The sequence below is a fragment of the Pseudomonas abietaniphila genome (assembly GCF_900100795.1).
Classification (GTDB): Bacteria; Pseudomonadota; Gammaproteobacteria; order Pseudomonadales; family Pseudomonadaceae; genus Aquipseudomonas; species Aquipseudomonas abietaniphila.
In genome coordinates, this window is the sequence record NZ_FNCO01000013.1 from 119756 (window position 1) to 142119 (window position 22364).

General features: G+C 59.2%; 16 protein-coding genes. 12 read left to right on the forward strand and 4 right to left on the reverse strand.

Annotated elements, in window-relative coordinates; translation table 11 throughout:
• Window positions 1-144: 144 nt before the first annotated feature.
• The 4 genes from BLS87_RS23130 to BLS87_RS23145 all read right to left on the reverse strand — a co-directional run bounded on the left by BLS87_RS23130 (window position 145) and on the right by BLS87_RS23145 (window position 4676).
• Window positions 145-894 (reverse strand): FadR/GntR family transcriptional regulator, encoded by a 750-nt coding sequence (locus BLS87_RS23130; RefSeq protein ID WP_074756161.1) that lies wholly within the window; start codon window positions 892-894, stop codon window positions 145-147.
• 130 nt (window positions 895-1024) lie between these two features.
• A complete protein-coding gene (locus tag BLS87_RS23135; protein WP_074756037.1) occupies window positions 1025-2761 on the reverse strand; it encodes an ABC transporter ATP-binding protein/permease in 1737 nt (578 codons plus the stop codon).
• 98 nt (window positions 2762-2859) lie between these two features.
• Window positions 2860-3420 carry a response regulator transcription factor gene (locus BLS87_RS23140; RefSeq protein WP_074756039.1) on the reverse strand — a complete coding sequence of 187 codons (561 nt, stop codon included), beginning with the start codon at window positions 3418-3420 and terminating at the stop codon, window positions 2860-2862.
• On the reverse strand, window positions 3417-4676 hold the full coding sequence (locus BLS87_RS23145) for an ATP-binding protein (protein ID WP_074756041.1): 1260 nt from the start codon (window positions 4674-4676) through the stop codon (window positions 3417-3419). The genes BLS87_RS23140 and BLS87_RS23145 overlap by 4 nt, the downstream gene beginning before the upstream one ends.
• A 1124-nt stretch (window positions 4677-5800) precedes the next feature.
• Between BLS87_RS23145 and BLS87_RS23155 the strand changes: the two genes are divergently transcribed.
• The 12 genes from BLS87_RS23155 (at window position 5801) to BLS87_RS34250 (ending at window position 22307) form a co-directional block, all read left to right on the forward strand.
• Complete coding sequence (locus BLS87_RS23155) at window positions 5801-6517, forward strand: SIMPL domain-containing protein (protein WP_074756046.1); 717 nt, start codon at window positions 5801-5803, stop codon at window positions 6515-6517.
• Window positions 6518-6772: 255 nt separating this feature from the next.
• Window positions 6773-8995, forward strand: coding sequence for an HET-C-related protein (locus BLS87_RS23160; RefSeq protein ID WP_074756048.1), 2223 nt, complete (start codon window positions 6773-6775; stop codon window positions 8993-8995).
• Between the two features lie 104 nt (window positions 8996-9099).
• The gene (locus tag BLS87_RS23165; RefSeq protein ID WP_074756050.1) at window positions 9100-10698 is read left to right on the forward strand and encodes an ABC transporter substrate-binding protein; all 1599 of its coding nucleotides are present in this window, start codon (window positions 9100-9102) and stop codon (window positions 10696-10698) included.
• A 286-nt stretch (window positions 10699-10984) separates the two neighbouring features.
• A complete protein-coding gene (locus BLS87_RS23170) occupies window positions 10985-12613 on the forward strand; it encodes an ABC transporter substrate-binding protein (RefSeq protein ID WP_074756052.1) in 1629 nt (542 codons plus the stop codon).
• Between the two features lie 342 nt (window positions 12614-12955).
• The gene (locus tag BLS87_RS23175) at window positions 12956-14569 is read left to right on the forward strand and encodes an ABC transporter substrate-binding protein (RefSeq protein ID WP_074756054.1); all 1614 of its coding nucleotides are present in this window, start codon (window positions 12956-12958) and stop codon (window positions 14567-14569) included.
• A 155-nt stretch (window positions 14570-14724) separates the two neighbouring features.
• Window positions 14725-16104 (forward strand): OprD family porin, encoded by a 1380-nt coding sequence (locus BLS87_RS23180; protein ID WP_074756056.1) that lies wholly within the window; start codon window positions 14725-14727, stop codon window positions 16102-16104.
• Between the two features lie 101 nt (window positions 16105-16205).
• Window positions 16206-17813 (forward strand): ABC transporter substrate-binding protein, encoded by a 1608-nt coding sequence (locus BLS87_RS23185; RefSeq protein ID WP_244165887.1) that lies wholly within the window; start codon window positions 16206-16208, stop codon window positions 17811-17813.
• 75 nt (window positions 17814-17888) lie between these two features.
• The gene (locus BLS87_RS23190) at window positions 17889-18899 is read left to right on the forward strand and encodes an ABC transporter permease subunit (protein ID WP_074756060.1); all 1011 of its coding nucleotides are present in this window, start codon (window positions 17889-17891) and stop codon (window positions 18897-18899) included.
• Between the two features lie 11 nt (window positions 18900-18910).
• Entirely contained in the window at window positions 18911-19822 is a 912-nt protein-coding gene (locus BLS87_RS23195) for an ABC transporter permease subunit (protein ID WP_074756062.1), read from the forward strand.
• A gap of 10 nt (window positions 19823-19832) precedes the next feature.
• Window positions 19833-20801 (forward strand): ABC transporter ATP-binding protein, encoded by a 969-nt coding sequence (locus BLS87_RS23200; RefSeq protein WP_074756064.1) that lies wholly within the window; start codon window positions 19833-19835, stop codon window positions 20799-20801.
• On the forward strand, window positions 20801-21775 hold the full coding sequence (locus BLS87_RS23205) for a peptide ABC transporter ATP-binding protein (protein ID WP_074756066.1): 975 nt from the start codon (window positions 20801-20803) through the stop codon (window positions 21773-21775). Before BLS87_RS23200 ends, BLS87_RS23205 begins: the two co-directional genes overlap by 1 nt.
• Window positions 21776-22127: 352 nt before the next feature.
• Window positions 22128-22307, forward strand: coding sequence for a hypothetical protein (locus BLS87_RS34250; RefSeq protein WP_167362093.1), 180 nt, complete (start codon window positions 22128-22130; stop codon window positions 22305-22307).
• Window positions 22308-22364: the final 57 nt, after the last annotated feature.

A 22364-nucleotide genomic window follows, 5' to 3' on the forward strand; every position in this document is an offset into this window, starting at 1 on the left:
CAGCGGCAGTGGAATCAGGCGACGCGGCGTTTCAGATAGATCGGGCGTGCCGGGTCTGCTACCGCTACGCGGCAGATCGCGGGCAAGCGCGCTCCCACAGACAGCCTAAGAGCACGCGAACGCGAAAGATCAGGTCATACGACCTCAAGCCCGCTGCGACTCTGCCTCTTCATGGGCATGACGCAGGCGTTCGCGGCTGTTGGTCAGGTGCAGGCGCATGGCGGCGCGTGCAGCATCGGAATCCTGACGGGCGATGGCGTCGTAGATTTCTTCGTGCTCGCGGCTCAGACGGCTCATGTAATGCTGATGATCATCGTGCGCCAATCGAGCGGAATTCAACCGGGTGCGGGGAATGATGCTGGTGCCCAGGTGATTCATGATGTCGGTGAAATAGCGGTTGCCGGTGGACAGCGCAATTGCCATGTGGAACTGGAAGTCCGCGCCGACCGCATCGCTGGCATGGGCGGCGCTTTCATTCAGTGCATCGAGCGCCGCACGCATGTCGGCCAGTTGCTCAGCGGACCTGCGCTGAGCAGCCAGGCCGGCAGACTCGACCTCAAGGCTGATGCGCAACTCCAGAATCGCCAGCACGTCACGCAGGGTGACGATCGTCGCGGGATCGATGCGGAAGCCGCTCGGGCTCGGGGTGTCCAGCACGAAGGTGCCGATGCCGTGACGGGTTTCAACCAGACCGGAAGCCTGAAGGCGTGAAATGGCTTCGCGCACGACGGTGCGGCTGACGCCCTGCTCTTCCATGATCGCGGATTCGGTGGGCAATTTATCGCCGCGCTTCAGCGTTCCGCTGCGAATACGCTCGGAGAGTTCGGTGACGAGTTCCTGCGCGAGGCTGCGGTGCTTTCTGCGTGCGCGAGGCGGAGCACTCTGATTTTCCATATCCAACATGCATCTCTAAATACGCTGAGGCGCTAATAATAGCTCACCGGGTTGTACGATCACATCACAAACCCGGCGAGTATGTAGGTTTTTGCGGCACTTTGGCGCCGCTGGCATCAAATGGATGCGATTACACCACCGCTTCCGGATGAGGCTGTTCCTGAAGCTGGCCGCCTTCTATACGCAGATGGCGACGATGGAAGCGCTTGAGGCTGCTGCGGTGGCCGATGCTGAGCAGGGTCACGCCTGGCAGCTCGTCAAGCAGGGCCTGATACAGCGCCGCTTCATCTTCTTCGTCCATGGCTGAGGTGGCTTCATCGAGGTAGAGCCAGTCCGGCGCATACAGCAACGCTCGGGCGAAGGCCACCCGCTGCTGCTCGCCGGGCGAGAGCATGCGTTGCCAGTGATTGCTTTCGTCCAGGCGCGGCACCAGGTGACTCAGGCGGCAGGTTTCCAGGACTTGAGCGAACCGCTCCTGCGGATACACCTCAGGCGCCTGTGGATAACTGAGTGCTTCGCGCAGCGTGCCAATGGGCAGGTAGGGTTTCTGCGGCAAGAAGAACGCACGCTTGGCCGGCAGCCGAACCGCGCCGTGCCCCTCGTTCCACAAGCCGCCCATCGCCCGCAGCAACGTGCTTTTGCCGCTGCCGGAACGACCGCTGAGCATGACTTTGTCGCCCGCCGCGATGTCGACATTGGCGTTGTTCAGCAATTGACGCCCGCCCACCAGCGACAGCCCCAGACCTTGCAGGTGAAGCGCATTGCTTTCGTGGGTGACATTGATGGCTGGGACGCGCGCTTCGTTTTCGTCCATGGCCTGACGGAAACTCAGCAGACGATCACAGGTGGCGCGCCACGACGCCAACTGGGTGTACGCGTCGATGAACCAGCTGAAGTTCTCCTGCACATTCCCAAATGCCGAGTTGATCTGCATCAGCCCGCCCAGCTCGATCTTGCCCGCAAAGTAGCGAGGCGCGGCCACCACGAAGGCAAACACGATCGCGATCTGCGAGTAGCCCGCAGTGAAGAACGTCAGGCGCTTTTGCACCTTCATGATGGTCCAGAAGTTACTCCAGACCATGCCAAAACGTGCACTCAGGCGCTGGTTTTCGTTCGCCTCGCCCTCGGACAAGGCAATGCTTTCCGCGTTCTCACGCACCCGCACCAGCGCAAAACGCATGTCCGCTTCATAGCGCTGTTGCTGGTTGCTCAGCACGATCAGGCGTTTACCGATCAGATGGGTAAGCCAGCTACCGACCGCCGCGTAAAGCAGCGCGGCCCAAAACATATAGCCTGGAATGGTGATCCCGAACAGCTCAATGCTGCCGGACACGCCCCACAGAATCACCGAGAACGACACCAGGCTGACGACCGTGCGCAGCAAACCGAGGCTCAGGCTCAACGTGTCGGAGGTGAAGTTGTTGAGGTCTTCGGACAAGCGTTGGTCAGGGTTATCGGTGTAGCCGCCCTGCTCCAGCCGGTAGTAGTTCTTGTGCGCAAGCCACTTGGTGAAATGCTTTTCGGTGAGCCAGCGACGCCAGCGAATGGTCAGCATCTGCGTGAGGTACAGCCGGTACACCGCGCCCAGAATGGCGATGGTGGCGATACCGCAGAAGTACAGGATCAGGTGAGTGAACGCGCCCAGGTCTTTATTCTGCAGGGCGTTGTAGAAATCCCGGTACCAACTGTTGACCAGTACCGAAATGAATACGCTGAACAGCGACAGTGCAATCACGGCGATGAGCAGAACCCAGGCCATGCCTTTTTCTTCACTGCGCCAGTACGGCGTGACCAGTTTCCAGACCCGGGAAAAGAAGCTCCCGTTCACAGCGTCATTGACCCTGGATTCATCAATATCAACATTCATGGTGATGGCTCGGCGGCAGGCATTTAAGGGCGTTGGCACCAATGTGCCAGACGCCACACACGGTCTTCCATGAAGAAATCTTTACCTGGCGTCCTTGCTCAACGGCGGACCGGTCGCTTCTGTAACTTGCGTTGAAGCGTTCTGCGATGCATCCCCAGGGCCCGTGCTGTCGCGGAAATGTTGCCCTCGTGCTCGGTCAGCACGCGCTGAATGTGTTCCCACTGCAGACGGTCCACCGACATCGGATTTTCCGGCACCAGGGTGTCCAGATCGGCGTGTTCGGACAGCAGCGCTGCCAGCACATCGTCGGCGTCGGCCGGTTTGCACAGGTAATTGCAAGCGCCGCGCTTGATCGCCTCGACCGCGGTGGCGATGCTCGAATAACCGGTCAGTATCAGGACCCGCATTTCCGGGTCCAGTTCCAGCAGCTTGGGCAACAGCACCAGCCCCGAGTCGCCTTCCATCTTCAGGTCGACAGTGGCGTAGTCCGGAATGTCCTGCTGGGCCAGCGTCAGGCCTTCTTCGGCTGAACTGGCCGTGCTGACGCGGAAGCCACGGCGGGCCATCGCGCGCGCCATCACGCGGGTAAAGGTGGCGTCGTCGTCCACCAGCAACAGGTGCGGCAGTTCTTCACCTTCGACCTGGATTTCATCAGTCATGCTTCATCTCCTGTTGCGTTCCGGGGCAGGCGCAGCTCGGTGAGCGTGCCGCCTTCCTCGTGAGGATAGAGTTTCACCGAGCCACCCGCGCGGGTCACGCTGGCCTTGCTCAAAAAAAGACCGAGACCGAAGCCTTTGCCCTTGGTGGTAAAAAACGGTTTGCCGATCTGCTCGGCCACGGCCAGTGGCACACCTGCGCCGTGGTCGCGAATCGTGATGCTGATCTCTAATGCGCTCCAGTCCAGGTTCACTTCCAGACCTTCGGCACACGCGTCGGCGGCGTTATTCAGCAAGTTCAGCAGGGCCTGCGTCAGATCGGGGGGCGGCGCGATCATGGGTACATCGCCCTGCCCCAGACGCTGAAAACGATAGCTGGCTTCCGGGCGCATCAGGTGCCAACGGTTGAGCGCCTGATCGAGCCAATGCGTGACGGTTTGTTCCTGCACGGCCAACCGGCGATTGGCCTCGGCCGCGCGTACCAGCTGTTGCAGGGTTTCCTTGCACAGCTTGACCTGATCCTGCAGCACCGACAGGTCTTCCTGCAACGCAGGGTCCTTGTGATCCTGCTGCATCTCTTTGAGCAGCACGCTCATGGTTGCCAGCGGCGTACCCAGCTCATGCGCGGCGCCGGCCGCTTCAGTGGCCACGGCCAACAGTTGCTGATCGCGGGCGCCCTCTTCCCGGCGCAACGCGCGCATCTGCTCCTGACGGCGTAATTCTTCAGCCATCCGTGCGGCGAAGAAGGTAATGACGCCGGCAGCCAATGCGAAGCTCAGCCACATGCCGTAGATCTGCATCTTCTCGCGGGCGATGGCGAAGGCTTCGACCGGGTAGAAATTAGCCAGCATCAAGGTGTACAGCGCCAGCGCGATCCCGGACAGGATCAGCGAGTAGCGCCACGGCAGTGTCACGGCTGCGATGGTCAACGGCACCAGATAATAGGAAACGAACGGGTTGGTCGAGCCACCGGAGAAATACAGCAGCGCGCTGTGGATAAACAGGTCGAACGCCAGCTGCACGGCGTATTCAAGCTCGGTCACCGGCCAGGACGTGCGCAGACGGATCGCCGTCAGCAGACAGACGATGGCGGAAAAGCCAAGCGTGATGTCCAGTTGCAACCACGGCAGGTGCAACAGATCGAACAGGTAGGCGAACCCGACCGAACCGGCTTGGGCTGCCAGCACCAGAATGCGGATAAAGGTCAGTCGCCACAGGTTCTGGCGAGTGGCAGAAAGCAATTGTACGGGGGCGAGCATGAGCTCTCCTGATGAACGCTCCAGGCGAATCGGAGCGAGTATAACCAATGCGACAGCGCTTTCCTTCGAAGTGCGTCAAAGCGCCACAGTTATGGGCGAAACTCCGCGTGCAGCTACCCCCTGTGTACAAGCCGGCTGGCTGGCGAGCGCGGCGGGTCGGTGATGACGGTGGTGAATGGCAGCCCGCATTCGCGGCCCTCGTAACCTCGGACGGCTTCCTACAGGTCCTGCATTGCAACCAAGCTCTGTGGCATGCTCCAACACAGCTAAGAGTCTCCCGCCGAGATCGGGCAGGCCAAGGTGTGATGACCGCCGCAAGACCTGTAGGAGCTGCTGGAGGTTACGACAGTGGCGAATGCGGTGGGACAGGTACATCGGCGGTGACCGACACGCCGCATTCGCTCACGCCCAGATCGGGCAGACCAAGGTGTCACGACCGCCGCAAGACCTGTAGGAGCTGCTGGAGGTTACGACAGTGGCGAATGCGGTGGGACAGGTACATCATCGGCGACCGACACGCCGCGTTCGCTGCCCTCGTAACCTCGGACGTCTCCTACAGGGTTCGCGTTGATGCTCAATGTGTGTCCAGGCACCAGACCGTAGGAGCCAGCTTGCTCGCGAATGCGGCGGGTCAGCCGCAGTTGATGCTGAATGACACACCGCATTCGCTGCCCTCGTAACCTCGGACGTCTCCTACAGGGTTCGCGTTGATGCTCAATGTGTGTCCAGGCACCAGACCGTAGGAGCCGGCTTGCTGGCGAATGCGGTGGGTCAGCAGCATCAACTGCGACTGACAAACCGCGTTCGCTGCCCTCGTAACCTCGGACTGCTTGTACAGGGAGCGCGGCGTTCCGAAGACTTGGGGACTACGCTGACACTGTAGGAGCGCGCTTGCCCGCGATTGCGGTATGTCAGTCGACGGCAATGCTGAATGACAAACCGCGTTCGCGGCCCTCGTAACCTCGGACGGCTCCTACAGGTACTGGATACGCCCGAGAACCTGCGGCAGCCATCGAACTGTGGGGCCGGCCCGGAACAAGATCCCCGGATGACAGTCTCATGGGCATCCGTTTGACGCGCGACAGTCAATACGCCGCAAACGGTTCGCCAAACAAGGAGTTTCTATGTTCAGCCTTCGCCCCACCGCGACACTTTTCGCTCTCGGCGCTGCCGCTCTGGCCAGCGCGCCCGTCATGGCCGATGACGTTCATTACAACCAGGTTTCAGTTCGCGCCGAGGTCAATCAGGAAGTCCAGCGCGACCTGATGACGGTCACCGTGTACACCGAATCGCAGAACGCCGACCCCGCCAAACTGGCAGCGGGTATCACAGAGACGCTGAACAAGGCGCTGGGTGAGGCGCGCAAGGTCAAGGAAGTGACCATTCGCCAAGGCAGTCGTAACAGCTACCCGATCTATGACGACAAGGGTCAGAAGATCACCGGCTGGCGCGAACGTGCCGAGCTGCGACTGGAAAGCCCTGATTTCGCCGCACTGTCTAAACTGACCGGCGAACTGCTGGCCAGCGATATGAAAATGGCTGGCATGGACTTCTCCATTTCCAACCCGGCGCGCAAAGCCAGCGAAGACGCGCTGCTCAAGGACGCGGTCACTGCGTTCAAGGCGCGCGCTCAATTGGTCACCGATGCCCTTGGCGGCAGTGCCTACAAACTGGTCAACCTGAACCTCAACACGTCAGGTTATCCACAGCCTTACCTGCGTGCGCCGGTCATGATGATGAAGGCCGAACGCGCAGACGCTGCGCCAACGCCTGAGGTCGAAGCCGGCACCAGCCAGGTCAGTGTCACGGCTGACGGCGTCATCGAAGTCACCCTGCCTTGACGCAAAACGGCGGCAGCCAAGGGTTGCCGCCGTTTCCTCCCCGCTCCGCTCCCGTTTTCCCCTTGCCGGTCGCCACCTCCTCACTGCCGTGAATCCTCGGCCTACACAGCCCGGCGAGTCTGCTGATTTTCCCTGCCTTCCAGATCCATAGAATCAACACCTCACCCAAAACGCTTATGCACACAAGCGGCCGTCGGTGCTGAACGCCTGGCGTCGGTCTGTGTGCTCTATTTACTTCAAGGATGAAGAGTTCAAATGCAAGAGTTATTGTTTGACCGCCCACAAACCCCGGTACCGGGCGAGTATTTCAAAAGCACGTTCGCGCTGGATTACCTGACCAACGTCGCCAAGCTCAAAGATGAGCACGAATTCGACGCACTGATGCGCCCTGTGTTCGGCCAGGACATCCCCAAGCACACCTACACCGCGCTCAGGAACGCATTACTGGCGGGCTACATTCATCCGCCTCATATCGAGCCAGTCCAGGGTGGCCCGGTGATCGCCGACTACGACAACCGTGATCGCATCATTCGCATCAACTCCGGGATCATGGAAGGCATCATGTTTGCTGCGACACCCGACCCTTACCGGAACGTCTCCCTGCTGGTGATCCTGCTGCACGAGTTTGGGCACCACATCGACAACGTCCTGCGCCACGACCTATGCGACAAGGATGAACACGGCCTGCCCACATTGGCGCCCGACGCACCACGCGAAGAAGGGGGTCGTTTTGCATTGAGCATGCTGGACATCTTCAAGCCCGAAGATCGGGAAAACATGGACGACTGGCTGTTCCATCCCGACAAGCCCGATGAACTGCTGCTGGGTTTCTACTCCGACCTGCTTTACAACGCCCGGCCTGAACCAATAGGCGTCGACTGGCAGACAGCCCTGGATTCGGCGGTGGACGTCCATGGCAGCCCCAATGAGGAGATAAAGCTCGACAATCCCGACCGCGAAGCCTTCGAAGCGGGTCATGGTCACGACCACCACATGACGCACCGTCAGATCGAAAAAGCCTTGGAATCCGCAGGGTTCAACCCGGATGAGCGTGATCAAATCTACTTCGGCAACTGGCTGCGCGACTATTCACAGCTGCTGGACCCGAAGCTGGTTCGTGCGGTCGGCATGCCGAAAAACTTTCCCGATGTACTCTCGCGTGAAGCGCTGACCCGCATTGTCGATGTGCTGTCGATCAAACCCTTCGGCCGCTTGCGCAAAGCAGCGCCGCAACACTACAGGGTCACGCCGGAAATGCTGGGGGTTTACCGTCCCTCCGAGCACATCGACAACCCGAAATCCAGCGGATCGGACACCTCCGATCCCAGGCTGCGCGACCCCGACTTCGAGCCGTTGGTGCTCCCCGGCGACCCGCTGCTGGAGGTGGATTACGACACCTCAATGAAGCGCTACCTGGAGCGCTCCGAACGCTTCATGGTGTCCCAACTGCACATGGCGATGAAGGCGGGCCCGACGCCCGAAGGCAAACGCGCGTTCGGCTCGGCGCTTCATGTGCTTGAAGACTTCTTCGCGCACTCCAACTTTGTCGAGCTGAGCCTGATCAAGAATGGGTACAGCAACGTGGTGCCCTGGACGTCCCCGGCGAACTGCAGGGCCGGCCTGCCACTGGTGACCGGCATGTTCGGCCCCACCGATGTGATTGCCAGCCTCGCGGAACCGCTGGGCGAAGTCCTGTTCGGCCTCGACACAGTCGCCTATCAACCCCTCAAGCCGGGAGATCGCAGTGAGCGAGAGCAGATTCTGTTGATTCTGCTTGAAGAACATAAAAACCCGCGTTACCTGGAAATCTACCAGGCGTTCCTCTCAGAACGTGATGCCTGGGTCGGTCTCCCCATGGTCGAATACCTGCAACGATGTGCGCACTATCTGAAGGGCGCCAATGCCGTCGTCGGCAATGCGATTGGCATCATCCAGCACGACATGTTCAAGCTGCTGGGCAACCACGTCGATGACTGGCAAACCCGTTATGGCGAAGACCCTAATACCAATGGCTCCACCGATCCCACCCATTCGCAGTTGGCCAAGGATCATGCCGATCATCCTCTGCACATCGTCTCGGCATTACTGGCGGGCACCGCAGTGCGCTACGCAGGTTTCGCCATGAACAACTACTGGCATGGCAATCACGGGGTTGATCCGGCCGCGGTTGCGTCGGACTACTTCCGACATCCGCTGGACAGTGACTGGCAGGACCCGATCGTCTCAGGCTGGGCCGCGGACAATCAGCATGAAATCCGCAGAGCCGAGTCCAAGACCGAGCTGGCCACCATCAGCCAGCGCCTGGCGCAAACCGCAGACAACGTGAAAGAACAGCTGAGAAAGGACAGCGTGGCTTACCTTGACTTCCTTCGGGGTGAGATGCTGGACAGCAATTCGCCGATCTGGCAAATGCAGAACTTCAAGCCCGGAGGCGCCACTGCACGCATGATCATGAAGATGCTGGGGCTGCTCAGGTGATAGCCCGCATGACCTTGTAAGCCAGTACAACCGTGCGGCATTCTCCGCTGTCTATCATCAGTCGATGAATTCAGGCGCGAATGCCGCATTTGTATGAGGTTCACATGGAGAAAACCTTCAAGCCACTGCTGCTGGCCGCTGCGATAGCGCTTTGCGTGCCATCCGTTCAGGCTGCCAGCACCTTGGTCTATTGCTCCGAAGCCAGCCCCGCCGGCTTCGATCCCAGCCAGTACACCAGCGGGACCGAGTTCGATGCGTCGGCGGAAACCGTCTTCAACCGGTTGACGCAGTTCAAGCGCGGCGGCACCGAAGTCGAGCCAGGTCTGGCCACGAAATGGGAAGTGTCCGACGACGGACTGACCTACACCTTCCACCTGCGCCCAGGCGTGAAGTTCCACACCACCGACTATTTCAAGCCAACGCGTGAGTTCAACGCCGACGACGTGCTCTTTACGTTCAACCGGCTGCTCAACGCCGATGATCCGTTTCGCAAAGCGTATCCTTCCGAGTCGCCCTACTTCACCGACATGGGCATGAACACGACGATCAAGCAGGTCGAAAAAGTGGACGACCAGACCGTCCGGTTTCACCTGAACAACATCGATGCGGCGTTCATTCAAAACCTGGCGATGAGTTTCGCGTCCATTCAGTCGGCCGAATACGCCGCGCAACTGCTGAAAGAGGGCAAAGCGGGCGACATCAACCAGAAGCCGATCGGCACGGGACCGTTCGTATTCAAGCGCTATCAGAAGGACGCGCAGATCCGGTATGCCGGCAACAAGGACTACTGGAAGCCGGAAGACGTGAAGCTCGACAACCTGATCTTTTCGATCAACACGGACGCCGCCACCCGCTTGCAGAAACTCAAGACCGGCGAATGCCAGGTCAGCGGCTATCCGCGTCCGCAGGACATTGAAGAAGCGCAGAAGGACCCTAACCTGAAGGTCCTGAGCCAGGCCGGCTTCAACCTGGGCTTTCTGGCGTACAACGTAACCCATCCGCCGCTTGACCAGCTCAAGGTCCGCCAGGCACTGGACATGGCCATCGACAAGCCCGCCATCATCAAGGCGGTTTACCAGGGCGCGGGACAACTGGCGCAGAACGCCTTGCCGCCGGCGCAATGGAGCTATGACCCCAACATCAAGGATGCGCCTCACGACCCTGAGAAAGCCCGGCAGCTGCTCAAGGAAGCGGGCGTCGCACCCGGCACGCAAATCAACCTGTGGGCAATGACCGTACAGCGCGCCTCCAACCCGAACGCACGAATGTCGGCGCAGATGATTCAGTCCGACTGGGCCAAGATCGGCATCAAGGCCAACATTGTCAGCTACGAATGGGGCGAGTACATCAAGCGCGCCAAGGCTGGCGAACACGACGTGATGATCTATGGTTGGACAGGTGACAACGGCGACCCTGACAACTGGCTCGGCGTGCTCTACAGCTGTGCGGCAGTCAACGGCAGCAACTACGCCAAATGGTGCAACACCGGTTACGACAAACTCGTGACCCAGGCCAAGCTGACCAGCGATCGCAACGAGCGGATCAAGCTGTATCAGCAGGCGCAGAACATCCTGAAAAACGACGTGCCAATTACCCCGATCGCCAACTCGAAAGTCTTTCAGCCCATGCGCAAGGAGGTGCAGGACTTCAAGCTCAGCCCGTTCGGCCTGACGCCCTTCTACGGCGTGAGCCTGGCGAAATAGCACCACAGAAAAACAACAGCGAAGTAACACTTGTGGATCAAGCGGGTGCATTCGCCACGTTGCGATGCACCCCAATAGTGCAACAAAGATGTCGATATGCGACACGCAAACGTTCAACAGCGTCAGAAATTATAGTTTTGCGACATTCGTGTACGTTCGTGCCACTCTTTGACACTCGATTGGCGCCAGTATCTTGCTTTGGGTATGGCGCCTGCATAAGTATCCGCGGGGTCGGCTCAAAAGGCCGGTATCCCTCAATCAAAAAATGACAACAACTGAGGCCACCATGCTCAAAAAAGCGGTCATTCCGTTTCTTCTCGGCGCAGGTTTGATCGCCAGCGCTCCCTTCGCTCAAGCAGCATCGAACCTGGTGTTCTGCTCCGAAGGCAGCCCCGCTGGTTTCGACCCAGGTCAATACACCACCGGTACCGACTTCGATGCTTCGGCTGAGACCATTTTCAACCGCTTGAGCCAGTTCGAACGTGGCGGCACCGCCGTTATTCCAGGTCTGGCCACCAGCTGGGACGTTTCCCCGGACGGCCTGACCTACACCTTCCACCTGCGTGAAGGCGTCAAGTTCCACACCACGCCGTACTTCAAACCGACCCGGACCTTCAATGCCGATGACGTGCTGTTCACGTTCAACCGCATGATCAACAAGGACGATCCGTTCCGTAAGGCGTACCCGACCGAATTCCCGTACTTCACCGACATGGCGATGGACACCAACATCACCAAGATCGAGAAGATTGACGACCACACCGTCAAGATGACCCTGGCCACCGTTGACGCGGCGTTCATTCAGAACCTGGCGATGAGCTTCGCGTCCATTCAGTCCGCTGAATACGCCGCCCAGCTGCTCAAGGAAGGCAAGGCAGAAGACATCAACCAGAAGCCGATCGGCACTGGTCCGTTCGTGTTCAAGAGCTACCAGAAAGACTCCAACATCCGTTTCACCGGAAACAAGGACTACTGGAAGCCTGAAGACGTCAAAGTCGACAACCTGATTTTCGCCATCACCACTGACGCTTCGGTCCGCGCACAGAAGCTGAAGAAAGGCGAATGCCAGATCACCGCTTACCCACGTCCTGCGGACCTCGCTCCGCTGAAGGCCGACCCGGCGCTGAAGATGCCTGATCAAGCAGGCTTCAACCTGGGCTACATCGCTTACAACGTGATGCCGACCATCAAGGGCGAGACCAAGCCGAACCCGCTGGCCAAGCTGGAAGTTCGTCAGGCGCTGGACATGGCTGTCGACAAGAAAGCCATCATCGACGCGGTGTATCAGGGTGCAGGCCAACTGGCCGTCAACGCCATGCCGCCGACCCAATGGTCCTATGACACCACCATCAAAGACGCTCCGTACGACGTCGCCAAGGCCAAAGAGCTGCTGAAAAAGGCAGGCGTGGCTGAAGGCACCGAAATCACCCTGTGGGCGATGCCGGTTCAGCGTCCGTACAACCCGAACGCCAAGCTGATGGCTGAAATGCTCCAGAACGACTGGAAGAAGATCGGCATCAACGCCAAGATCGTTTCCTACGAGTGGGGCGAGTACATCAAGCGCGCCAAAGCGGGCGAAAACGGCGCGATGCTGATTGGCTGGAGCGGCGACAACGGTGACCCGGACAACTGGCTGGGCACGCTGTTCGGTTGCGACGCGGTCAACGGCAACAACTTCGCCAAGTGGTGTGACAAGCCTTTCGACACCTTGATCCACCAGGCCAAGGAAACCACCGACCAGGCCAAGCGCACCGAGCTGTACAAACAGGCTCAGCACTTGCTCAAGGACGCAGTCCCTATGACCCCGATTGCGCACTCGACTGTTTATCAGCCGATGCGTAAGGAAGTTCAGGACTTCAAGATCAGCCCATTCGGTCTGAACTCGTTCTACGGTGTGAGCGTCAGCGGTAAGTAATACCTCTATATGACTTCACGGTCGCGTTACCTTCGGGTAATGCGACCGTGAAGTCATGTGCGCAATTCAGAATGAAATTGAATATCGTTAGATGAGTAATGCGCTGCGCAGAGAATTTGCCTACTAACGATATGCATTTTTCCTACAAACACTGAAGCAGTCGGAACTATTTACTGTGCGGCTCGACGGACATACCTTCTCGAGTTCCCGCACCTGATATTTTTTGTTTATCGGTCGGTCGGGTTTCCCATAGCCGCTGAAACTCCATTTGCGCAAACGATTGCCTGGGAGTTTCACCCCCGCTATTGCTGGTTATTCACGCTCCAGACGATAAGGATTGTCATGCGTATGAACACTGTTGCTTCGTCATTATTAACGGCCGGATTAACTGCTGGGCTATTAGCCACCACTTCGGTTACACAGGCCGCGACCAAGAGTCTGGTGTTTTGCTCTGAAGGCAGCCCCGCAGGCTTCGACATCGGCCAATACACCTCGGGCACCGATAACGATGCGGCCGAACCGATCTACAACCGACTGGCCGAGTTCGAACGCGGCCAGACCAGCGTCGTGCCTGCCCTGGCGACGCGCTGGGATATCTCTGCCGATGGCCTGAGCTACACGTTTCACCTGCGCGAGGGTGTGAAGTTCCATAGCAACAAGGCATTCACGCCGACACGGGATTTCAATGCCGACGATGTGCTGTTCACGTTCAATCGCATGCTGCACAAGGATCATCCGTTTCGCGTTGCCTACCCGACCGAGTTTCCGTACTTCACCAGCATGGGTCTGGACAAGAATATAAAGTCGGTCGAGAAGACAGGTCCCATGACCGTTGTGTTTTCACTGAATAAAGTGGATGCGGCATTCATTCAGAATATCGCGATGAACTTCGCGTCTATTCTCTCCGCCGAATATGCTGACAAACTGATGGCATCAGGCAATGTTCGCGATATAAACCAATCGCCCATTGGTACCGGACCTTTTGTTTTTCAGCGTTATCAGAAAGATTCGCAAATTCGCTATGTCGCCAACAAACAGTTCTGGGACCCGAGCAGGGTCAAGATTGACCAGTTGATCTTCGCCATCAATACCGATGCCTCGGTTCGCATTCAGAAACTCAAGAAGAATGAATGCCAGGTCACCCTCAACCCTCGTCCCGCCGACATTGAGTCGATCAAGGCCGACAAGCACTTGAAGGTGATCGAGAAGCCCGGCTTCAACCTCGGCTACATCGCCTACAACGTGCGTCATGCGCCATTGGACAACCTGCAGGTGCGACAAGCGCTGGACATGGCGGTCGACAAAAAGGCCATCATCGATGCGGTGTACCAGGGCGCGGGGCAACTGGCTCAGAACGCCATGCCGCCGACCCAATGGTCGTTCGATGACACCGTCAAGGACGCGCCGTACAACCCCGAAAAAGCCAGGGAGTTGTTGCGGGCTGCCGGCGTCAAGGAAGGCACCGAGCTGACCCTTTGGGCAATGCCCGTCCAACGCCCCTACAACCCCAACGCCAAGCTGATGGCGCAGATGCTTCAGGCCGACTGGGCCAAGGTCGGCATCAAGGCCACCATCGTCAGCTATGAGTGGGGCGAGTACCTCAAGCGCAGCAAGAACGGCGAGCACGATATCTCGCTGATCGGCTGGACCGGTGACAACGGTGACCCGGACAACTGGATGGGCACGCTCTACAGCTGCGCGTCGATTGGTGGCAACAACTACTCGATGTGGTGCGACGAGAAATACGACGCCCTGATCAAATCGGCGGTGTCCATCGCCGACAAGGATCAGCGCATCAGCCTGTACCAGCAGGCCCAGCATTACCTCAAGAGCCAGGTTCCGATCACGCCGATCGCCCACTCGACGGTGATCCAGCCGCTGCGATCCAACGTGAAAGGCTTTCTGGTCAGCCCGTTCAACCGCAACAACTTCTCAGGCGTGAGCATCGCCGATTAATCGTTAACCCATGCCAGAGGCGAGTCTCGTCTTTGGCAGCGCTTTATCCGCAATCCGCGGAATGGAGCAAAAAAGGCCCATAAGGCCGCACCACCAAAGCCGGCCAACCCATAAAAGCCGGCCTTTATAAAAGCAGTAATCGGGAGCTTCAAAACGTGAAAAAAGCCAGCACCGCTGTATTCGCCTTGTCCCTGCTCGCAGTAAGCGTCGCGGCCCAGGCAGAGCCAACCAGTCAGGAGTTCGTTCCTACCACACTGGCCACCACCAACGCTCAGAGCGAAGCCAAGGGCTTCCTCGAAGACTCGAAGATCACCGGTTCGACCAAGAACTGGTACGCCAACGAGCTGCTGCGTCGCGGTGGCAATTTCAGCCGCAGCGAAAACGGCGTCGTGGTTGATCGCGACCCACGCCGTATCAACTGGGTGCAAGGCACCATCGTCGACTACAGCTCGGGCTTCACTCAGGGCACTGTGGGCTTCGCCACTGAGCTGGCGGTTTATAACGCCGTCGCGCTGGACCGTGACAAGGACGACACGATGGGCGGCGCCAACCGCACGCTCACCAAGAACAACGGTGACGCGGTCGGCCAGTGGAGCAAGCTGGGCCTGGGCAACATCAAGGCACGTATCTCCAACACCACGCTGACCGCTGGCCGTCAGTCGATGAACACGCCCGTTCTGGCTTACATCGGCAACCGTGCGCTGCCTTCGAGCTTCGAAGGTGTGAGCATCCTCAGCGAAGAATTCAACAACCTGTCGATCACCGCCGGCAGCTTCGACCGCGCATCGCCGCGTACCGAGCAGAGCCTGAGCAAGTTCCGCTCCGAGTACACCAACAACACCGCCACAGCGGATCGTGTTGATATCGCTGGCATCGACTACAAGCCGTTCAAGAGCCTGACCACCAGCTTGTATGCCTCCAACGTCGAAGACTTCTGGCACCAATACTACTTCGCGTTCACCCATGAAATGGGCGACACCGACGTACTGGGTCTGAGCACCAACCTGAACTACTACAAGACCAAAGATTCCGGTCAGAAGAAGATGGGCCCAATCGACAACGACACTTACTCCCTGTCGTTGACCGCTACCCACAAGGCGCACAGCTTCAGCATCGCGTATCAGGAAGTTGAAGGCGATACCTACTTCGACTACCTGCACGAAACCAACGGCATCTTCCTGGCCAACTCCCTGCTCTCTGACTTCAACGGCCCGAACGAGAAGTCCGTACAGCTGAGCTACCTGCTGAACATGGCTGACTACGGCGTACCCGGCCTGAAATTCAACATCTATCAGGCTCGCGGCTTCGACATCGACGGTACGCACTACAAAGGCACCGCTTACGACGTATCCAGAATGGACGGCGAAACCCATTACGAATACGGCATCGGCTCCTCGTACACCCTGCAGTCCGGCCCGCTGAAGGCCTCGACCGTTCGTGCGACCTACACCACGCACCGCGCGAGCGCCGAACAGGCTGACGGCAATATCAACGAGTTCCGTCTGGTCACCACCATCCCGTTCAACATCCTGTAATCACAGAAACCGGTGAGTGTTCGGGCCCTGGGTTCGCGCAGAACTTAATGGCCCGAAACACCCACTCATGAATGGCTTCATCACTTGCGGAGGGCGTTTTCTTGAAATCGACATTCAAACTCGCAACATTGCGCAACGCGGTCGCACTGGCGCTGTTCAGCGTCGCGGTCGGCGTTTCGGCCAAACCTCTGGTGGTCTGCACCGAAGCCAGCCCGGAAGGGTTCGACACGGCGCTGTACACCACCGCCGTCACGGCCGATGCGGCGGCGGAAACCATTTTCAACCGTCTGGTGGATTTCAAGCCCGGCACCACTGACATCCAGCCGGCTCTGGCAGAGTCCTGGGACATCAGTGAAGACGGCCTCAATTACACGTTCCACCTGCGTAAAGGCGTCAAGTTCCACACCACCGAATACTTCAAACCAACGCGCGACATGAACGCCGACGACGTGGTCTGGAGCTTCCAGCGTCAGCTCGACCCGAACCACCCATGGCACAAGCAATCAACGGTCGGTTACCCGTACTTTGAGAGCATGGGCTTCAAGGAGCTGCTGAAAAGCGTCGAGAAAGTCGACGACAACACCGTCAAATTCACCCTGACCCGTCGCGAAGCCCCGTTCCTGGCTGACGTCGCGATGGCCTTTGCCTCGATCTACTCGGCCGAATACGCCGACCAGTTGCTCAAGGCCAACAAGACCGATGAGTTGAACAGCCACCCGGTCGGCACCGGGCCTTTCATCTTCCAGCGCTACGCCAAGGATGCTCAGGTACGCTTCAAGGCCAACCCGGATTATTTCCGTGGCAAGCCGCCAGCGGACGCACTGATTCTGGCAATCGCCACCGACAGCAACGTACGCCTGCAGAAGCTCAAGGCCAACGAATGTCAGATCGCGCTGTATCCCAAGCCCGATGACATCCCGAACATCAAGAAAGACCCAGCCCTGAAGATCGACGAACTGCAGGCGATGACCACCGCCTATATCGCGATGAACACCACGCACAAATACATGAGCGATGTACGAGTGCGTAAAGCGATCGATATCGCGTTCGACAAGCAAGCCTACGTCAACGCACTGTTCGGCCCGGGCAATGCGAGCGTTGCGGTCAACCCGTACCCGCCGACCCTGCTGGGCTACAACAATGAGCTGAAAAATCCTGCCCACGACCTGGACAAGGCACGCGCTTTGCTCAAGGAAGCTGGCGTACCGGAAGGCACCGTGCTGACCCTGTTCACCCGTAATGGCGGCGGCGCGACCAACCCGAACCCCACGATGGGGGCACAAATGATGCAGGCCGATTTGGCAAAAGTCGGCATTAAGTTAGATATTCGCGTCATGGAATGGGGCGAAATGCTCAAACGGGCGAAAAACGGCGAACACGACATGGTGTCCGCTGGCTGGGCAGGCGACAATGGCGACCCTGATAACTTCCTGACCCCGAACCTGAGTTGCGAGGCCGCCAAAAACGGCGAAAACTACGCGCGCTGGTGCAATCAGAAGTTCCAGACGTTGATCGATCAGGCTCGGGAAAAGACCGACCCGGCCGAACGTGCTGCGCTCTATGAGCAGGCACAGGCGATCTTCAATCAGGATCTGCCATGGATCAGCATGGCGCACACCAAGATGTTCACTGCAATGCGCAAGAACGTAGAGGGCTATTACATTAGCCCGCTCACCACTAATAACTTCGCTACCACCCAAGTGAAGTAGAAGAAGAAGCCGGCGGGCCTGCAACAACGGGCCCCGCCGGTACACGCCTAACCGGCAGATGAGGTACACGAGAAGATGTTTAGTTTTATCGCTCGCCGAGTGGGGTTGCTAATACCCACCTTCTTCGGCATCACCTTGCTGACCTTCGCATTGATTCGCCTGATTCCGGGCGACCCGGTCGAAGTCATGATGGGTGAACGCCGGGTCGATCCGGAAATGCACGCCCAAGCCATGGAACGTCTTGGCCTGAACAAACCCCTTTATGCGCAATACATCGACTACGTCGGCAAGCTCGCCCATGGCGACCTCGGCGAATCGCTGCGTACGCGCACGAGCGTGTGGTCCGAATTCACCTCGCTGTTCCCGGCAACCCTGGAACTGTCGATTGCGGCGTTGATATTCGCGGGCATCCTCGGGCTTCTCGCCGGCGTGATCGCAGCGTTAAAACGAGGGTCCCTCTTCGACCATGGGGTCATGGGTATTTCGCTTGCGGGATACTCGATGCCGATCTTCTGGTGGGGCCTGATCCTGATCATGTTCTTCTCGGTATCGCTGGGCTGGACCCCGGTATCGGGTCGTATCGACTTGTTGTACGACATTCCGCCCAAGACCGGCTTCATGCTGATCGACACCTTGCTCAGCGATGAAGAGGGCTCTTTCCTCGATGCGCTGCATCACCTGATTCTGCCGGCCATCGTGCTGGGCACCATCCCGCTGGCGGTAATCGCCCGGATGACCCGCTCCTCGATGCTCGAAGTCCTGCGTGAAGACTACGTGCGTACCGCTCGCGCCAAGGGCCTGTCGCCGGCTCGCGTGGTATTCGTTCACGGACTGCGCAACGCACTGATCCCGGTACTGACAGTCTTCGGCCTGCAAGTGGGCACCCTGCTCGCCGGTGCGGTCCTGACCGAAACGATCTTCTCCTGGCCGGGTATCGGCAAATGGCTCATCGAGGCCATTGGCGCACGTGACTACCCTGTCGTGCAGAACGGCATCCTGTTAATCGCCTGCCTGGTGATTCTGGTCAACTTCGTGGTGGACATCCTCTACGGCTTTGCCAACCCACGCATTCGTCACCAGCGCTGAGATCACTTTTTATGAGCACACCTACTCCCGTAGTAGCAGTCGATCAAAGCCTGCTCTACCCGTCCGTATACAAAGAGTTCTGGCAGCATTTCGCCAAGAACAAGGGCGCAGTGGCCGGTCTGGCATTCATGCTGCTGATCGTTTTCTGCGCCATCTTCGCCCCGTGGGTCGCGCCGCATGACCCGAGCGAACAATACCGCGACTTCCTGCTGACCCCACCGGTCTGGCTCGAAGGCGGCCAATGGCAGTTCGTGCTGGGCACCGATGAACTGGGCCGCGATCTGCTGTCGCGTCTGATCCAGGGTTCGCGCCTGTCGCTGCTGATCGGCCTGTCGTCGGTGGTGATGTCGTTGATTCCGGGGATCCTGATGGGTCTGCTGGCCGGTTTCTTCCCGAAAATCCTCGGCCCGACCATCATGCGTCTGATGGACATCATGCTCGCCCTGCCTTCGCTGCTGCTGGCTGTTGCCATTGTCGCGATCCTCGGCCCTGGCCTGATCAACACCGTGATCGCCATCGCGATCGTGTCCTTGCCATCTTATGTGCGCCTGACCCGTGCGGCTGTCATGGGCGAACTGAACCGCGACTACGTGACCGCTGCCCGTCTGGCCGGCGCCACCCTGCCGCGCCTGATGTTCATCACCGTGCTGCCAAACTGCATGGCACCGCTGATCGTTCAAGCGACCTTGAGTTTCTCCTCGGCGATCCTCGACGCTGCGGCGTTGGGCTTCCTCGGTCTGGGTGTACAACCGCCAACGCCTGAGTGGGGCACCATGCTCGCTTCGGCCCGCGACTACATCGAACGCGCCTGGTGGGTGGTGAGCCTGCCCGGTCTGACCATTTTGCTCAGCGTGCTGGCAATCAACCTGATGGGCGACGGTCTGCGCGATGCGCTCGACCCGAAACTCAAGAACGCCGCCTGAGGACGTCCGAATGCCACTTTTAGAAATCAAAAACCTGAACGTCCGCTTCGGCGACGCCACCGCCACGCCGGTCGTCGATGGCCTGGACCTGGCCGTGGACAAAGGCGAAGTCCTGGCAATCGTCGGTGAATCGGGCTCCGGTAAATCCGTGACCATGATGGCGCTGATGGGCCTGATCGATCACCCCGGCATCGTCACCGCTGATTCGTTGATCTTCGACGGCAAGGACATGCTCAAGCTCAACTCGCGTCAGCGTCGCCAGATCGTCGGCAAGGACTTGTCGATGGTCTTCCAGGACCCGATGACCGCGTTGAACCCAAGCTACACCGTAGGCTTCCAGATCAAGGAAGTCCTCAAGCAGCACCTCGGCCTGTCGGGCAAAGCCGCCCACCAGCGCGCGCTGGAACTGCTGCAGAAGGTTGAAATCCCGGGCGCCGCACAGCGTCTGGACGCCTATCCGCACCAACTGTCGGGCGGCATGAGCCAGCGTGTCGCGATCGCCATGGCGATTGCCGGCGAGCCAAAGCTGCTGATTGCCGACGAACCCACCACCGCACTCGACGTGACCATTCAGGCCCAGATCATGGACCTGCTGCTGGCCCTGCAGAAAGAGCAGGACATGGCGCTGGTGCTCATTACCCACGACCTCGCGGTCGTGGCCGAAACCGCTCAGCGTGTCTGCGTGATGTACGCCGGTCAGGCAGTGGAAGTCGGTCAGGTCCCCGGCCTGTTCGACGTGCCTGCGCACCCGTACAGCGAAGCCCTGCTGGCGGCGATTCCCGAGCACAGCATGGGCGCTGAGCGACTGTCGACGCTGCCGGGCATTGTTCCCGGTCGTTACGACCGTCCGAGCGGCTGCCTGCTGTCGCCGCGCTGCCCTTACGTTCAAGAAAAATGCCGCCAGGAGCGCCCTGCTCTGGACCCTAAAGCCCACAGCATCGTGCGCTGCTTCTATCCGCTGAATCAGGAGGTGGCGTAATGAGCGAAATCGTACTGACCGCCCGTGACCTCACCCGTCACTACGATGTATCCCGTGGTTTGTTCAAACCCCACGCCACTGTGCGCGCACTCAACGGTGTGTCGTTCGAACTGGAAGCCGGCAAGACCCTGGCGGTCGTCGGTGAATCCGGCTGCGGCAAATCCACCCTCGCCCGCGCTTTGACCCTGATCGAGGAGCCGTCGTCGGGCTCCCTGAAAATCGCCGGCCAGGAAGTGGCCGGCGCGACCAAGGCGCAACGCAAGCAGCTGCGCAAAGACGTGCAGATGGTGTTCCAGAGCCCGTATGCGTCGCTGAACCCTCGCCAGAAGATCGGTGATCAACTGGGCGAACCGCTGCTGATCAACACCAGCCTGTCGGCCGCCGAACGTCGCGAGAAAGTGCAGGCCATGATGAAGCAGGTCGGCCTGCGTCCTGAGCACTATCAGCGCTACCCGCACATGTTCTCCGGTGGTCAGCGTCAGCGGATCGCGCTGGCCCGCGCCATGATGCTGCAACCCAAAGTGCTGGTGGCGGACGAACCGACTTCGGCGCTGGACGTGTCGATCCAGGCGCAGGTGTTGAACCTGTTCATGGACCTGCAGCAGGAGTTCAACACCGGTTATGTGTTCATCTCGCACAACCTGGCGGTGGTGCGTCATGTCGCGGACACGGTGCTGGTGATGTACCTGGGCCGCCCGGCCGAGATGGGTCCGAAGGAGGAGATTTATAACCGCCCTCTGCACCCGTACACCCAGGCATTGCTGTCGGCCACGCCGACGATTCATCCGGATCCTTCGAAGCCGAAGATCAAGATCGTGGGTGAGTTGCCTAACCCGCTGAACCCGCCATCGGGTTGCGCGTTCCACAAGCGCTGCCCGTATGCGACAGAGCGCTGCAGTGCGGAGGTTCCCGAACTGCGGACGGTGGATAACCGTCAGGTGGCGTGTCATTACGCGGAGCAGTTTGTGGCGTGATGTGCTGCTGATTACTGAGTGAAGAAAGGCCGTTGCGTGTGAGCGTAGCGGTCTTTTTTTATGGCTGGGGTTTGGGGTTTGGGGTTGTGTGTATATCCGTTTCTGCGGTCAAGGCTGATTACGGTTCCGCTCTTACAGCGGGTCACTTTTTCCAAGAGCCGAAAAAGTAACCAAAAAGGCCCTGCTCCTGGTTTGGTCCGACTTCGTCGGATTCCCGCACTCCGACGACACTCCGTGGGCCCGCGCCGAACGGGCATCCATGCCCTGACGGCGCTCTCGCGGCATCCATGCCGCTCGACCCACTCCGCGTCGTCTGCGTTTGGCCTGCACCCAAGTCGCGTTTGGTGGTGTCTTGGCCATTGATGTAGAAGAGCAAAATCAACGGCAGGAGCAAGAGCAGGAGCAGGAGCAGGAGCAGGAGCAGGAGCAGGAGCAGGAGCAGGAGCAGGAGCAGGAGCAGGAGCAGGGCTATCAGTTTGACGCTTTCTCTGTAGGAGCGTGGCTTGTCCCGCGATCTGCCGCGCAGCGGTAGCAAAATCAGGCGACGCCATGAGACCTGACACTCCGCACGCACAGGGTTTGCTGCCGG